Genomic DNA, 13,818 nt, shown 5'->3' with positions numbered 1-13,818 from the left:
GTTCGGTGTACCGAAAAGAGGTGGTCCGTGGGTCTCGACGAGGCGTTGTCGTCCCGGCGACGGCGAGCCCGGCGCAGAGACGTACGCACGGTGGTGGCGGTGGTCGTGGCCGCCACGCTCACCGTGTCGCTCGCCGTGGGGTACAGCCTGGGGCCCGGCTCGTCGGCCTCGGAAGGCAGGGCGGCGGGGACACCGCTGCGGGTGGTCACCACCACGACGTTCCTGGACGACACCGTGCGCAGGATCGGCGGCGAGGACGTGACGACGGTGCGGCTCATGGGCCCCGGCGTCGACCCGCACCTGTACCAGGCGAAGGCGAGCGACCTGCGCGAGATGCGCCGCGCCGACGCCGTCGTCGCCGTCGGCCTGTACCTGGAGGGATCGCTGATGCGGACGCTTCAGGCGGTGGCCGAGACCAAACCCGTGCTGTTCGCGGCCGAGGCCGTGCCCGAGCACCTGCTGCTGTCACCGCCGCCGGGCGCGGCACCCGAGGAGGAGCACGACCCACACGTGTGGTTCGAGCCACGACTGTGGGTGTACGTGGTGGACGCCGTCGCCGCGGAACTCTCCGAACTCGACCCGGCGCACGCCGCCGACTACCACCGCCGGGCGGCGACCTACCGGGAGCAGGTGCTCGCGCTGGACGAGGAGGTGCGGGCGATGCTGAGCGACGTTCCCGAGATGTCGAGAGTGCTCGTCACCTCGCACGACGCCTTCCGGTACTTCGGCAGGGCGTTCGACCTGGACGTGGTGGCGGTGCAGGGAGTCTCGACCCAGCAGGAGGCGAGTACCGCCGACATCGGCCGGGTGGCCGGCGTTGTCGCCGACCGTGACGTCGGAGCGGTCTTCGTGGAGACCAGCGTGTCCGGACAGACGGTGAACGCCGTGCTCGCCGCCGTGCGGCACCGAGGGGGCGACGCTCGGCTCGGCGCTCCGCTGTACTCCGACTCCACCGGCGAGGACGGCACGCCCGAAGGCACCTACCTCGGCATGGTGCGCGCCAATGCCGAACGCATAGCGGAGGGACTGCGATGACCACCACATCCCGGCGCGCGACCGGAGCCCGGCGCGGCACCGCGCCTGCGCTGAGCATGGCGGGCGTCACGGCGGCCTACGGGGGCCGCACCGTGTTCACCGACGTGAGCGTCGACATCCCGCCCGGCACGTTGAGCGCGATCGTGGGCCCCAACGGCGCGGGGAAGTCCACGCTGGTGAAGGCCGCGCTCGGGCTCGTGCCGTCGGTGCGTGGCCGGGTGCGGCTGCTGGGGCAGCCACTGGCCCGGGTGCGCCGCCACGTCGCGTACGTGCCGCAGCAGGACTCGGTGGCGAGCGACTTCCCCATCACCGCCGTGCAGGTGGTCGAGATGGGCCGTTACCCGCACCGAGGCTGGTGGCGACGCCTCACCCACGCCGACGACGAGCTGGTGGCCGAAGCGATGGAGCAGGTGGGCGTCGTCGACCTCGCCGACCGCCCGCTCGACGAGCTCTCCGGCGGGCAACGCCAACGGGTGTTCCTCGCACGTGCGCTCGCCCAGCAGGCGAAGCTGGTGGTCCTCGACGAGCCGTTCACCGCCGTGGACGCCCGCACCGAGTCGGCGTTGCTCGACGTGCTCACCGGCCTGTGCGGGCGGGGCGTGTCGGTGATCGCCGTGCACCACGACCTGCGCACGGTGCTGCGCCGGTTCGACCACGCGGTGCTGCTGGCGGGCGGTGTGGTGGCGGACGGCGCGGTGGCGGACGTGCTCACCGCCGAACACCTCGAACGCGCCTACGGCATGGCTCCCCTGGTGCTCGACTCATGATCGAGGGACTGCTGTCGGTGCTGCCGCTGCCGTACCCGGACGCGGTCGTCGTGGTCGGCACCGCCGTCGTGGGTTTCGTGGCGGGCGCACTGGGTCCGTTCGCCGTGCTGCGGCGGCGCAGCATGTTCGGCGACGCGATGAGTCACGGCACGCTCGCCGGCGTCGCCGTGGCGTTCGTCGCCACCGGCGCGAAGGTTCCGGAGCTGCTGCTGCTCGGTGCCACGGTGTCGGCGGCACTGGCGGCGTTCGCCATGATCGCTCTCGAACGCGCGGGCAGACTCAGGCCGGACGCCGCCATCGGCGTGGTGCTGTCGGTGTCGCTCTCGCTGGGCATCGTGCTCATCACCCACGTCTCCGCGTCCGGCGACAGCAGCCAGTCCGGGCTGACGAACTACCTGCTGGGCCAGACGGCGGGAATGTCCGAACGCGACATCGTCGTGGCGCTCGTGCTGGGTGCCGTCGGGCTGGCCGTGGTCGTCGCGGGCTTCCGGCTGCTGCGCAGCGCCGCGTTCGACCCTGGGTTCACCTCGGTCGCGGGCGTGCCGACGTGGGCGGTGGACGCGGCGAGCACCGGGTTGCTGGCACTGGCCGTGGTCCTCGGCGTCCGCACGGTCGGCGCGATCCTCATGGTGGCGCTGCTGGTGGCGCCCGTCGTGGCCGCACGGCAGGTGACGAAGCGGCTCTCGGCGCTCGTACCGCTGTCCGGCGCCGTCGGGGCCGCGTGCGGGGTGCTCGGCGGTGTGCTGTCCGGCCGCGCCGAGCTGCCTGCGGGCCCGGTGATCGTGCTGCTCGCCACCGGCGTCGCACTGCTGTCCGTCGTCTTCGCACCCCGGCGCGGGGTGCTCGCCCGCGTCCGCAGGGCCCGTCACCCGGAGCGTGCCGCATGACCCCTGACGACGTGCTGATCGTGGTGATCGCCGGGCTGCTGTCGACGTCGTGCGCGCTGCTGGGCAGCTTCCTGCTGCTACGCCGCCAGGCACTGCTGCCCGACGCGGTGAGCCACGCCGTGCTGCCGGGCATCGTGCTCGTGTTCCTGCTCACCGGCGAACGCGCCTCGGCGGCCACCGTACTCGGAGCCACCGCCTTCGGCGTGGCCTGCGTGGCGGGCTCGGAATGGTTGCGGCGCACCGGGGTCGTGGCATCCGACGCGGCGCTCGCGCTGGCGTTCCCGGCGTTGTTCTCGCTCGGGGTGCTGGGCATCAGCGGTTACGCCTCGGGCGCGCACATCGACCTCGACTCCGCCATCTACGGCGACATCACGTTCGCGCCGCTGCGCACCGTTTCCGTCCTCGGTACGCTGGTGCCGACGTCGCTGCTCGTCACCGGGATCGCGGCGGCGTGCACGGTACTGTTCGTGACGCTGCTGTGGCGGCCGCTGTCGGCGGCGACGTTCGATCCCGACTTCGCCGAGCTCTCCGGCATGCGGGGCGCGCTGGTCGGTCGCATGCTGCTCGTCGTGGTGGCCGGTACGGCCGTCGTCGCGTTCGACAGCGTCGGCGCGATCCTGGTGATCACGTTCTTCGTCGTGCCCGCCGCGACCGCGCGGCTGCTGACCCAACGCCTCGGACCCATGCTCCTCGTCGCGGTGGCCGCGGGCTGGGTGAGTTCGCTGGCGGGTCACCGCGCGGCGCTGGCGCTCGACTCGTCGGTCGCGGGCACCATCGGTCTCGCCGCCGGTGCGCTGTTCGCCGTGGCGCTGGTCGCGAACAGGCTCACCCGCCGCCGCAGAGCAGCCTGAACATCGTGTCCGCAGCTCCTGCACGCGTGTCCGCACTTCCTGCACGCGTGTCCACAGCTGGCGTACACGTGTGTGCCGAGTACAGGAGCCCGCGTACGGGAGGTGCGAACACCCGACCACAGGCTGCGGACACGCGTTCACAACCTGCGGACACGCCGGTGGGGTTACTTGCGGATCTCCATCGTGCAGCACTTCGGGCCGCCGCCGGCCTTGCGAAGCTCGGAGACGTCCACGAACACCGGCTCGTAGCCGTGTGCGGCCACCTTCTCGGCCAGTGCCGTCGCCTCCACGGGCAGCACCACGTTGCGCCCGTCCGAGATCGCGTTCAGCCCGAAGCAGGCGGCGTCGTCGGCGTCGGCCACGACCGCGTCGGGGAACAGCCTGCTCAGTGCCTTCCGCGAACCGGGTGAGAACGCACCCGGGTAGTAGGCGATGTGCGCGGGGCGGTCGTCGCCGGCCTCCGACAGCACGAACAGCGCGGTGTCGAGGTGGTAGTAGCGCGGATCCACCAGCCGCAGCGACACCACCGGCACCCCCAGGACCTCCTGTGCCTCGGCGTGGGCCTTCGGGTCCGTGCGGAACCCGGTGCCCGCGAGCAGCAGGTGCCCGGTCCACGTGAAGTCGCCCTCGGCCTCGTTGGTCTCCTGCGGCATCGTGACCTCGCGGAAGCCGTTCTCCACGAACCAGCGGCGGAAGTGTTCGGCCTCGGCCGCGCGCTGCCTCGTCGCGAACTTCGCGCCGAGCACGCGACCGTCCACGACGGTGCCCGAGTTGGCGGCGAACACCATGTCGGGCAGTCCGGGCTGCGGCTCCACCTCGTCGACGAGGTGGCCGAGCCTGCGGTAGGTGTCCCGCAGTTCCGTCCACTGCCGCAGGGCGCGCTCCGGGTCCACGGGCACGTCGGGGTCCATCCAGGGGTTGATGGCGTAGTCCACGGAGAAGTACCGCGGCGGGCACATCACGTAGTGGCGTGGCATGGGTACGCGCATATATCGAATGTATGCGCAGCGTAATACGGCGATCAATTGTCATTGATTGCGCATCTGTATGCTATTTGTTGCGTGTGAACACGTTGGATCAACGCATCGTTTCGTGCCTGGTCGCGAACGCCCGGTCGAGCTACGCGGAGATCGGCAAGGTCGTGGGTCTCTCCGCGCCCGCGGTGAAGCGCCGGGTCGACCGCCTGCTGGAGACGGGAGTCCTCCGCGGCTTCACCGCCGTGGTCGACCCGGAGGCACTGGGGTGGGGCACGGAGGCGTTCGTCGAGGTCCACTGCCAGGGCAACATCTCGCCCGCACGGATCCGGTCGCACCTGGAGCCCCTGCCGGAGGTCGTCGCCGCGTACACGGTGTCGGGAGCGGCGGACGCGATCGTGCACCTGCGTGCCGCCGACATACACCACCTGGAGGACGCGCTGGAGCGGCTGCGCGGGTTGGAGATCATCGACAGGACGGTGTCGACGGTGGTGCTGTCGACGTTGCTGGAGAGGCCACCGGACCCGGGCCGCTGATCTCAGATCCTGAAACCAGGGTATCCTGTTACCGCCGGTTACAGGTAAGCCGGATCACAGCGGCGGACGGGGTCGCCGAACGCCAAGTAATCTCGAAGTATGAGCGCGTCGCGCGCCGGAGTCTGGAGAGAGGGATTTGCTGGCCCATGAGCACAAGCGCAGGCGCAAGCGGCGGTGACGGTGTCGGTGCTTCGAACGGGGAGGACGCACTGACCTCGACCCGGCAGACCGAGGTCAGCCGACTCGACCGGGTGGTCATCCGGTTCGCGGGCGACTCGGGCGACGGGATGCAGTTGACAGGCGATCGCTTCACGTCCGAGGCGGCCGCGTTCGGCAACGACCTCGCCACCCTGCCCAACTACCCCGCCGAGATCAGGGCGCCACAGGGCACCATCCCCGGGGTCTCCAGCTTCCAGGTCCACTTCGCCGACTACGACATCCTCACGCCGGGCGACCGCCCCGACGTGCTGGTGGCCATGAACCCGGCCGCGCTGAAGGCGAACATCGGCGACGTGCCGCACGGCGGCATGGTGATCGTCAACACCGACGAGTTCACCAAGCGCAACCTGAGCAAGGTCGGCTACGACGCCGACCCGCTGGCCGACGACTCGTTGTCGGCGTTCCAGGTGTACGAGGTGGCGATGTCCACGCTCACCCAGGGCGCGCTCGCCGACACCGGGCTCGGCAAGAAGGACGCCGAACGCTGCAAGAACATGTTCGCGCTCGGCCTGCTCTCGTGGATGTACCACCGGCCCACCGAGGGCACCGAGGCATTCCTCCGGGAGAAGTTCGCCGCGAAGCCGCAGATCGCGGAGGCCAACATCCTGGCGTTCCGCGCGGGCTGGAACTACGGCGAGACCACCGAGGCGTTCAAGACCACCTTCGAGGTGGCGCCCGCGAAACTGCCCAAGGGCACCTACCGCCAGATCACCGGCAACACCGCGCTCGCCTACGGCATCGTGGCGGCCGGGCAGCGTTCCGGTCTGCAGGTGCTGCTGGGCACCTACCCGATCACCCCGGCGTCCGACATCCTGCACGAGCTGAGCAAGCACAAGAACTTCGGCGTCATCACGTTCCAGGCCGAGGACGAGATCGCGGGCATCGGGGCCGCGCTCGGCGCCTCCTACGGCGGCGCGCTCGGCGTGACCTCGACGTCCGGCCCCGGCATCGCGCTGAAGTCCGAGACCATCGGCCTCGGCGTGATGATCGAACTGCCGCTCGTGGTGATCGACGTGCAGCGCGGTGGGCCGTCCACGGGACTGCCCACCAAGACCGAGCAGGCCGACCTGCTCCAGGCCATGTACGGCCGCAACAGCGAGTCGCCCGTGCCCATCGTGGCGCCGCGCTCGCCCGCCGACTGCTTCGACGCCGCGCTGGAGGCGACGCGCATCGCGCTGACCTACCGCACCCCGGTGCTGTTGCTGTCCGACGGCGCCATCGCCAACGGCTCGGAGCCGTGGCTCATCCCCGACGTCGAGACGCTGCCCGACCTGCGGGTGACGTTCGCGTCCGAACCCAACGCACTCGACGGCTCCGGCGAGTTCTGGCCGTACGTGCGTGACCCCGAGACGCTCGCCCGCGAGTGGGCCGTTCCGGGAACGCCCGGCCTGCAGCACCGTGTCGGAGGTCTGGAGAAGGCCGACGGCAAGGGCAACATCTCGTACGACCCCGACAACCACGACAGGATGGTGCGGCTGCGCCAGGCCAAGATCGACGGCATCGACGTGCCCGACGTCGAGGTCGACGACCCGAGCAACGGCGAGGCTCGCGTGCTGGCGCTCGGCTGGGGCTCCACCTACGGCCCCATCGGCGCCGCCTGCCGCAGGGTCCGCCGCAAGGGCATCCCGATCGCGCAGGCCCACCTGCGGCACCTCAACCCGTTCCCCGCGAACCTGGGTGAGCTGCTGCGCTCGTACGACACCGTGGTCGTGCCCGAGATGAACATGGGGCAGCTCGCGGCCCTGCTGCGTGCGAAGTACCTCGTGGACGTCCACTCGCACACGAAGATCGCCGGTCTTCCGTTCAAGGCGGAGGAGCTGGAGCACGTGTTCACCGACATCGCCGACCGCACAGCGAACAAGGAGGCCGTGGTCAAGTGACCCAAGTCGACCTGGGTCTGCCGGCCCTCGGCGGGCTCGACCTCGTCCCCACGACCGACGAGAAGCAGAAGGCCAAGGACTACAAGTCCGACCAGGAGGTCCGGTGGTGCCCGGGCTGCGGCGACTACGTCGTGCTCAACACCATCCAGTCGTTCCTGCCCACGCTCGGACTGAAGCGCGAGAACATCGTCTTCGTCTCCGGCATCGGGTGTTCGAGCCGGTTCCCGTACTACATGAACACGTACGGGATGCACTCCATCCACGGCCGCGCCCCCGCCATCGCGACCGGGTTGGCCACCACGCGGCCCGACCTTTCGGTGTGGGTGGTGACCGGTGACGGTGACGCGCTGTCCATCGGCGGCAACCACCTCATCCACGCGCTGCGCCGCAACGTCAACCTGAAGATCCTGCTGTTCAACAACCGCATCTACGGGCTGACGAAGGGCCAGTACTCGCCCACCAGCGAGTCCGGCAAGGTCACCAAGTCCACGCCGATGGGCTCGCTGGACACGCCGTTCAACCCGGTGTCGCTCGCGGTGGGTGCCGAGGCGTCGTTCGTGGGGCGCGCGCTCGACTCCGACCGCAAGGGCCTCACCGAGGTACTCACGGCCGCCGCGCAGCACCGCGGATCGGCGTTCGTGGAGATCTACCAGAACTGCCCGATCTTCAACGATGGCGCGTTCGACGTGCTCAAGGACGCCGACGAGGCGTCCCGCCGCCTCATCCCCCTCACTCCGGGCGAGCCGATCCGGTTCGGACCCGAGGGCGAGTTCGGGGTCGGCCGCTCCGGCTGGGGCGGGCTGGAGGTCGGCAAGGTCTCCGAGATCGGCGAGGACGACGTCGTGGTGCACGACCCGTCCATCGCCGACAGCTCGTACGCGTTCGCGCTGTCGCGGCTGAGCGACGAGAGCCTCGGCTACACGCCCACGGGCATCTTCCGGCAGGTCACCCGACCCACCTACGACGACCTAGCGCGCACCCAGGTGGAGCAGGCGGCACAGGCCAAGCCCGCCGACCTGCAGGCCCTGCTCACCGGCAAGGACACCTGGACCGTCGACTGATCCGAACGACGAGGAAGGGGCACCCACGCGACGCGCGGGTGCCCCTTCCTCGTGTGTGCTCGCGCGAGCTACGACAGGGGGCGGAACCCGACGCGCTCGGCGTCGGCCGGTGTGCGGAACCAGACCTCGGCCACCATGCGCGGGTACTCCGGTGAGCCTTCGGCGCAGTAGCGCAGCGCGGTGACGCTGGCCTTGACGGTGAACTCCTCCGAAGGGCGCCCGCCGCCCGGCTTGGGCATCGCCGAGCCGGGCCCGAAGGGGCCGGGCGGGAGGCCGGGGGTGGCGGGGATGTCGCGCGCGGGCGGCACCGAACTGGACGGCGAGACGGTGGGCTCGAACAGCGACCCGGTGCGTTCCTGCCGCGGCTGCGGGTCCCGGCGCTCGACCGGGCGCATCGACGGCTGGATGGGCTTCGCCGGTTCGAAGCTCTCCATCTGTGTGCGCCCCGGCTGCCGCTTCGGCAGCGCGGTGGTGCGTTCGGCCTGCGGTTCGGCGTCCTCCTCGGCCGCCCCGTCCCCGAACGCGTAGGCGGGTGGCGTCTCCTCCGGCTCGTCGGCGAGTGATGGGGGCTCGAACAGGCTGTTCCCTCGGCGGCTCCCACCACCGGTGTCGTCACCCTCCACGGAACCGGAGTCGAGTTGCCCGCCGTGGCTGCCGTGGACCCGCGTGGGGGCCTCGGAGTCGGGCACCGAAGGGCCGTCGAGCACGCCGCCCGTGCTGCCCTGCAACTCGTCGTCGAGCGCGTCGAGTCGCGCGAAGTCCTCGTCCAACTCGTCGATCTCGGACTTCGACGTGCGCTCGCGGCCCTGGAGACTGTTGCTCTCGGGCCAGCTCGGGGCGGGCGCGAGATGCTCCGTCACGTCACGGGACTCGTCCTGAGGCTCCGCCGCGGGCTCGAAACGTCGGGTCGGCGGGGTGGCCGCCGGCCGGTCGTCGTCCTCGTCGCCCACGCGCACGACCGGAGCCACGCGCGTGCGTTGCGCGCCGGCCTGCGGCCTCGACGCGTTCTCCGCGGAGGCGAGCCGACGTTGGAGTTCGTCGATGCGCTTCCGCATGGGGCGGACGAGAAAGAGCCAGGCGAGAAACGCGCCGAGCACGAAAGCGACCGCACTGAACACCCAGACCTGACCGAAAACGGACATGACGGCTGCCTTCCTAGTGGGTCCGTGCGACGAGGTAGTCGGCGACCGACTCGCAGGCCTCCCTCGCCGCCGATGCCGGCAACGCGGCGAGCTCCTCCTGTGCGCGCCGAGCGTAGTCGGCGAGTGTGGCCCGCGTGCGTTCGAGCCCACCCGATCGGCGCAGGAGGTCGAGCGCTTCCTCCACGTGGGCGTCATCGGTGAGGGGGGCGGACAGCAACGTCACCAGGCGGGGGTCGGGGTCGTGTGACAGCGCGTAGTGCATCGGCAGTGTGCGCACGCCCTCGCGGAGGTCCGTTCCCTGCGACTTGCCCGAGGTGTCGGACGGCGACGCGATGTCGATGATGTCGTCGGAGATCTGGAACGCCGTGCCCACGATCTCCCCGAACCGGCGCAGGGCCTCGATGTGCTCGGGTTCGGCGCCGGAGAACATGCCACCGAAGCGACCCGCCGTCGCGATCAACGAGCCGGTCTTCTGGCCGATGACGGACAGGTAGTGTTCGACGGGGTCGTCCCCCTCCTGCGGCCCGACGGTCTCCCGCATCTGCCCGGTCACGAGTTCGCCGAACGTCTCGGCGATGATGCGTGCCGCGTCGGTACCCAGATCGGCCACCAGCCGCGAAGCGTGCGCGAACAGGTAGTCGCCGGTCAGGATGGCCACGCTGTTGTCCCAGCGGGCGTTGACGCTCGGCGCGCCCCGGCGCATCGTGGCCTCGTCCATCACGTCGTCGTGGTACAGCGTGGCGAGGTGAACCAGCTCCACCGCGGCGGCCGCGGTGATCACAGCCTCCCGGTTACCGCCCTTGCCGAACTGGGCGGCCAACAGTGTGAACATGGGACGGAAACGTTTGCCCCCGGCGTCCACCAGGTGACGCGCGGCCTCGTCTATGGCCGCGACGTCACTGCTGACGACACCGCGGAGGACGTCCTCCACGTCCTCCAGCCCCGCGACGAGCGTCCGCAGTAGTTCCTCGTCCGCGATCTGCAGCCCGACTGCAGCGCGCAACTCGTCGATGGTGCCACCACGCACTGACACGTCGGCTCCGCCCTTTCGGCCCTGTGTTCACGGTCCTCACCAGCCTAATGGGCGGAGGTCACGCGGCGATGCCCCACAGGTCGCTCGCCACTTCGTGATACCGACGACACGGATGATGTATCGTGCTACTTCACGCCGCTGCGTGCCGCGTCAGCATGCGGACCACCATGAGGAAGCACCGAAAGGAAATTGATCGAGAATTGTGAAACAGCAATTCCGCCCACTCAATCGATCATTTCGTTTACGTAGCCGTCCGTGCACAACGAGCACATCGCTGCTAGTTTCGATTCCTTCACACGGAGACCGAAGCCGAATTACACGGGGGTCGAGGTGGCCGAAGAAATCCGGGGAATCGCCAGCCCTTCGGAAGCCGTCTACGTACCGCAGGCCGCCCCTCCACCGTTCGCGATGCCGAGTCCCCAGGACCTCCTGCTCTTCCGGGCCGACGTGGGCAACGCCGTGCTCGGCCAGGCCACCCGGGAGGGAGACGGCTTCGCCTTCGACGCCGAAACCCTCGAACGCCTGGCGAACAAATGGGAAGACTTCACCCGCCGGTACAGGGAGACGCTACTGCTGGCCCGTGACATCGTCCTGGCGGAAGGGCCTGGGCTCGACTACGCGAGCGTGGGACACGCGGAGAAGGTGCGGGAGTCCGGTGACGCGCTGCGCGAAGCCTTGGAGGAACGGGTCAAGTACTGCGCGGACATGCGGGACAAATTCCTCGCAGCACTCGGGGGATACACCGACGCAGAGAACGATGCCGAAGCCACGGTGACACAGGAAAAGGGCAAGTTCGAATGAAGCACGCCAGGATCACCGTCACGCTGTTCGCCTCTGCCGCGCTTGCCACCGGGTGCACGGGCACGCCTAGTGATGGGGCGACAGCAACGCCCTCACTCTCACCCGGCCCTTCCCTGCCCGCCACCAGCAGCACCGTGCCCGACGTTCCCCGGGTCGAGCCCCCGCTGAACGTCGACTCGTTTCTCGCGCAGCCGTGCACCTCACTGACGGATGACCAAGTCACCGAGTACCTGGGCGAGAACACCGAGCAGGAAGACAAGACAGAACGGAGCTCGGGGCCGTCCTGCTCCTGGTACTCGGGCCTGCGCAGCAATGCGCACATCTCGGTGACCTACCCCCGGCTCACCGACGAAGGCCTGACCGCGATCTACCGCAACAGAGACAAGACCGCGTACTTCACCGAGTTGTCACCGGTGGACGGTTATCCGGCCATCGCCACCGGCACGACCGACAACCGCGACGAAGGGGAATGCCTCGTCATCGTCGGCACCAGCGCATCCGACTACATGAACATCGACATGTACCTCGGCGACGGCTCCGTCGGGAAGGTCGATCCCTGCGAAGCCGCGCATGAAGTCGCCACCACCGTCATCGGCAACATCAGGGCAACCAACTGACAGCGGGTGATCATGACTCTCGAAAGACCGCTCACGGCTGCCGAGATCTACGAGCAGGTCACCGGCGGCAACGGCCCAGGCAGGTTGTCCGCCGCCGCGGAAGCCGCCGGACGGCTCCGTCAGGTGCTGGACGACCTCACCGCCGACGTGCGGGCTGCCGCCGAGGAGACCGACCGTGGCTGGGAGGGCGGTGCGGGAAGCCGCGCCGCTGTGCTCGCGATGCCGCTCGCGCTGGCGTCGGAGACCGACGGGGCTCTGCTCCGGAGTGTCGACCGCACGCTCACGGACCAGATCACCGCCTTCGCCGGAGCCCGCGACAGCGTCGTGCCTGTGCCGCCGCAACCACCGGTTCCCACCAGGGAGGACGTCGTACGCGACCTGCTCGGCGGCAACTCGTACCGAACGAGCCTCGACGCCTACGAACGCGCCGCCCTGAACAACGTCGCCGCGTTCCGCTCCTACCACCAGGCCAGCACCGCCAACAGCGACGCGCTGCCCGCCCGGTACTCCCCATTGACCACCGACGGCATCGGGATCACTCGGACCGGAGCGAGCGGACCGGCCCTCGGAGACTCCGGCGAGCTCCAGCTCGTTCCCGTAGGGCGTGGTCCAGACTCGATCGAACTGGTCGAGTCCTCCGACTCCACGGCCGGCTCCGCATCGGCCACCTCGCCAGAACGGCACTCCCACCCCTCGAACACGTCGGCGGGCACGGCCTCCCCGTCTCCTGCGCCCTCACCGGAACGCACCGACGGCACCCACGCGGCCGCCCACACGTCACAGCCGACCGTCACTGCCCCACCTCCGTCTCCCGGCGACGCCCAGTTCGGGCCGTCCGGCAGGCCGGGCACTCACCTCCCGGCGACACAGCACGCCTGGACGCCCGCACCCACCGGCACCGGCTCCGGCCCGCGCAACGTCCCGCTCAGAACGGGAGGAACGGCGCCGCCCTCGCACGGGCCGGCAACGCCGCCTCCGAACTCACCGAACGCGAACACGCCGGGACGCACCCCCACCACGCCACCTCCCGGACACCCGTCGCCGCCCGGCCGTGGCAGCGGGGCGGGCATGGTCGGCGGGCTCGGCGACCATGCCCGTGGCGGCACGGCCCCCGTGCCGGGCACCGCCAACGGTACGGCCGCCAGGGGTACCACCGGGCTGCCGATGGGTGCCGCAGCTCGCGGCGGCGCCGAGGACAAGGACCGCAGCCGCCCCGACTACCTGCGTAACCCCGATCCGGAGGACACCTTCAGCGACCCTCTGCCCAAGACCGCGCCACCGGTCATCGGTCGAACGCACCAGACACATCGAGGTGGAACGTGGCGGTCGAACTGACCCTGCACACGTTCCTCGCCGCGCTGTCGGCCATCGGCTGCCACACCCCACACGCGATCTTCTCGGGCGGCGCCCGGTACGTTCCGCCGTCCGCTACCGCTCGCGTGGCAGCGGAGACCGCCAACGAACTCGCCGCTGCGGGACTCACCAGGGGAACCCGGCTCGAACCCGGGTTCGAAGACGTCCTGCGCGTGCTCGACAGGCCCCACACCGAGTACTTCGCGCACGTGCGCTCAGGCGAGACGCAACACCATGCGCTCGTCGCCGCACGCGGTCGGTCGGTGGTCGTCGCGGTCAGGGCCGGCGACCGAGTGCACCTCGACACCACCACAGCGCGAACGCTGCCCGACGTACTCGTCGGCACCCTGCCGCCCGCCGACGTTCCGGTGTTCGAACCGTTCCCGGTGCACACGCGCCAGCTGCGGGAGGGGCCCGACGACCCCGCCGGGGAGGATTTGCACGACCTGCTCTCCCGCCCGGAGCACGGGCTCGGCTACCTGCGTGTGGCACGGCGGCCCGACGGTGGTGACCGGATCGAGGCGGCAGGCGCCGTGTGCTATCTCGACGTCGACCTCGGCCGGGTCGGGCTGCAACGCGAAGGTGACCACATCACCGTGTTCCCGGGCAGCCCTGGCGGCCTGGTGTCCAGGGTGGCCGCTCTTCGCGCCACCCTGGACTGA

At 70.2% G+C, this 13,818-nt stretch carries 14 protein-coding genes; 11 read left to right on the top strand and 3 right to left on the bottom strand.

Annotated features, from left to right (window positions below; all coding sequences use genetic code 11):
• Positions 1-27: 27 nt before the first annotated feature.
• Genes SACCYDRAFT_RS02055 through SACCYDRAFT_RS02040 form a run of 4 tightly spaced genes read left to right on the top strand, consistent with a single transcriptional unit; the run spans position 28 to position 3,540 of the window.
• Positions 28-1,035 (top strand): metal ABC transporter solute-binding protein, Zn/Mn family, encoded by a 1,008-nt coding sequence (locus SACCYDRAFT_RS02055; protein ID WP_005453139.1) that lies wholly within the window; start codon positions 28-30, stop codon positions 1,033-1,035.
• Positions 1,032-1,802 (top strand): metal ABC transporter ATP-binding protein, encoded by a 771-nt coding sequence (locus tag SACCYDRAFT_RS02050; RefSeq protein WP_005453137.1) that lies wholly within the window; start codon positions 1,032-1,034, stop codon positions 1,800-1,802. Before SACCYDRAFT_RS02055 ends, SACCYDRAFT_RS02050 begins: the two co-directional genes overlap by 4 nt.
• Entirely contained in the window at positions 1,799-2,689 is an 891-nt protein-coding gene (locus tag SACCYDRAFT_RS02045; protein WP_005453135.1) for a metal ABC transporter permease, read from the top strand. The genes SACCYDRAFT_RS02050 and SACCYDRAFT_RS02045 overlap by 4 nt, the downstream gene beginning before the upstream one ends.
• Entirely contained in the window at positions 2,686-3,540 is an 855-nt protein-coding gene (locus tag SACCYDRAFT_RS02040; RefSeq protein ID WP_005453133.1) for a metal ABC transporter permease, read from the top strand. Before SACCYDRAFT_RS02045 ends, SACCYDRAFT_RS02040 begins: the two co-directional genes overlap by 4 nt.
• A 164-nt stretch (positions 3,541-3,704) precedes the next feature.
• On the opposite strand, the gene ddaH is transcribed toward SACCYDRAFT_RS02040, so the two are convergent.
• On the bottom strand, positions 3,705-4,529 hold the full coding sequence (ddaH, locus tag SACCYDRAFT_RS02035; RefSeq protein WP_408640297.1) for a dimethylargininase: 825 nt from the start codon (positions 4,527-4,529) through the stop codon (positions 3,705-3,707).
• A gap of 74 nt (positions 4,530-4,603) precedes the next feature.
• On the opposite strand from ddaH, the gene SACCYDRAFT_RS02030 reads away from it, so the two are divergent.
• From SACCYDRAFT_RS02030 to SACCYDRAFT_RS02020, 3 genes are all read left to right on the top strand, one after another.
• Positions 4,604-5,050: an Lrp/AsnC family transcriptional regulator gene (locus SACCYDRAFT_RS02030; RefSeq protein ID WP_005453129.1), complete on the top strand. Its 447-nt coding sequence runs from the start codon at positions 4,604-4,606 to the stop codon at positions 5,048-5,050.
• 146 nt (positions 5,051-5,196) lie between these two features.
• Entirely contained in the window at positions 5,197-7,149 is a 1,953-nt protein-coding gene (locus tag SACCYDRAFT_RS02025; protein WP_005453127.1) for a 2-oxoacid:acceptor oxidoreductase subunit alpha, read from the top strand.
• Positions 7,146-8,210: a 2-oxoacid:ferredoxin oxidoreductase subunit beta gene (locus SACCYDRAFT_RS02020; RefSeq protein WP_005453125.1), complete on the top strand. Its 1,065-nt coding sequence runs from the start codon at positions 7,146-7,148 to the stop codon at positions 8,208-8,210. The genes SACCYDRAFT_RS02025 and SACCYDRAFT_RS02020 overlap by 4 nt, the downstream gene beginning before the upstream one ends.
• Before the next feature lie 68 nt (positions 8,211-8,278).
• On the opposite strand, the gene SACCYDRAFT_RS02015 is transcribed toward SACCYDRAFT_RS02020, so the two are convergent.
• Together SACCYDRAFT_RS02015 and SACCYDRAFT_RS02010 are read right to left on the bottom strand one after the other, a co-directional pair.
• Positions 8,279-9,352, bottom strand: a complete 1,074-nt coding sequence (locus SACCYDRAFT_RS02015) for a sunset domain-containing protein (RefSeq protein WP_005453124.1) — start codon at positions 9,350-9,352, stop codon at positions 8,279-8,281.
• Between the two features lie 13 nt (positions 9,353-9,365).
• Positions 9,366-10,385 (bottom strand): polyprenyl synthetase family protein, encoded by a 1,020-nt coding sequence (locus tag SACCYDRAFT_RS02010; RefSeq protein ID WP_005453122.1) that lies wholly within the window; start codon positions 10,383-10,385, stop codon positions 9,366-9,368.
• 330 nt (positions 10,386-10,715) lie between these two features.
• Here SACCYDRAFT_RS02010 and SACCYDRAFT_RS02005 point away from each other — a divergent pair, with 330 nt between their 5' ends.
• The 4 genes from SACCYDRAFT_RS02005 to SACCYDRAFT_RS01990 are packed head-to-tail and all read left to right on the top strand — an operon-like array spanning position 10,716 to position 13,818.
• Positions 10,716-11,186 (top strand): hypothetical protein, encoded by a 471-nt coding sequence (locus SACCYDRAFT_RS02005; protein WP_232283763.1) that lies wholly within the window; start codon positions 10,716-10,718, stop codon positions 11,184-11,186.
• Entirely contained in the window at positions 11,183-11,803 is a 621-nt protein-coding gene (locus SACCYDRAFT_RS02000; protein ID WP_005453119.1) for a DUF3558 domain-containing protein, read from the top strand. The genes SACCYDRAFT_RS02005 and SACCYDRAFT_RS02000 overlap by 4 nt, the downstream gene beginning before the upstream one ends.
• Positions 11,804-11,815: 12 nt before the next feature.
• Positions 11,816-13,138 (top strand): PPE domain-containing protein, encoded by a 1,323-nt coding sequence (locus SACCYDRAFT_RS01995; protein ID WP_005453116.1) that lies wholly within the window; start codon positions 11,816-11,818, stop codon positions 13,136-13,138.
• Positions 13,123-13,818: an ESX secretion-associated protein EspG gene (locus SACCYDRAFT_RS01990; RefSeq protein ID WP_005453114.1), complete on the top strand. Its 696-nt coding sequence runs from the start codon at positions 13,123-13,125 to the stop codon at positions 13,816-13,818. Before SACCYDRAFT_RS01995 ends, SACCYDRAFT_RS01990 begins: the two co-directional genes overlap by 16 nt.

Origin of the sequence: Saccharomonospora cyanea NA-134, assembly GCF_000244975.1 — a bacterium.
Taxonomy (GTDB): Bacteria; Actinomycetota; Actinomycetes; order Mycobacteriales; family Pseudonocardiaceae; genus Saccharomonospora; species Saccharomonospora cyanea.
The sequence above is the reverse complement of the archived record's forward strand: the minus strand, read 5'-3'. Positions and strand labels throughout refer to the sequence as shown.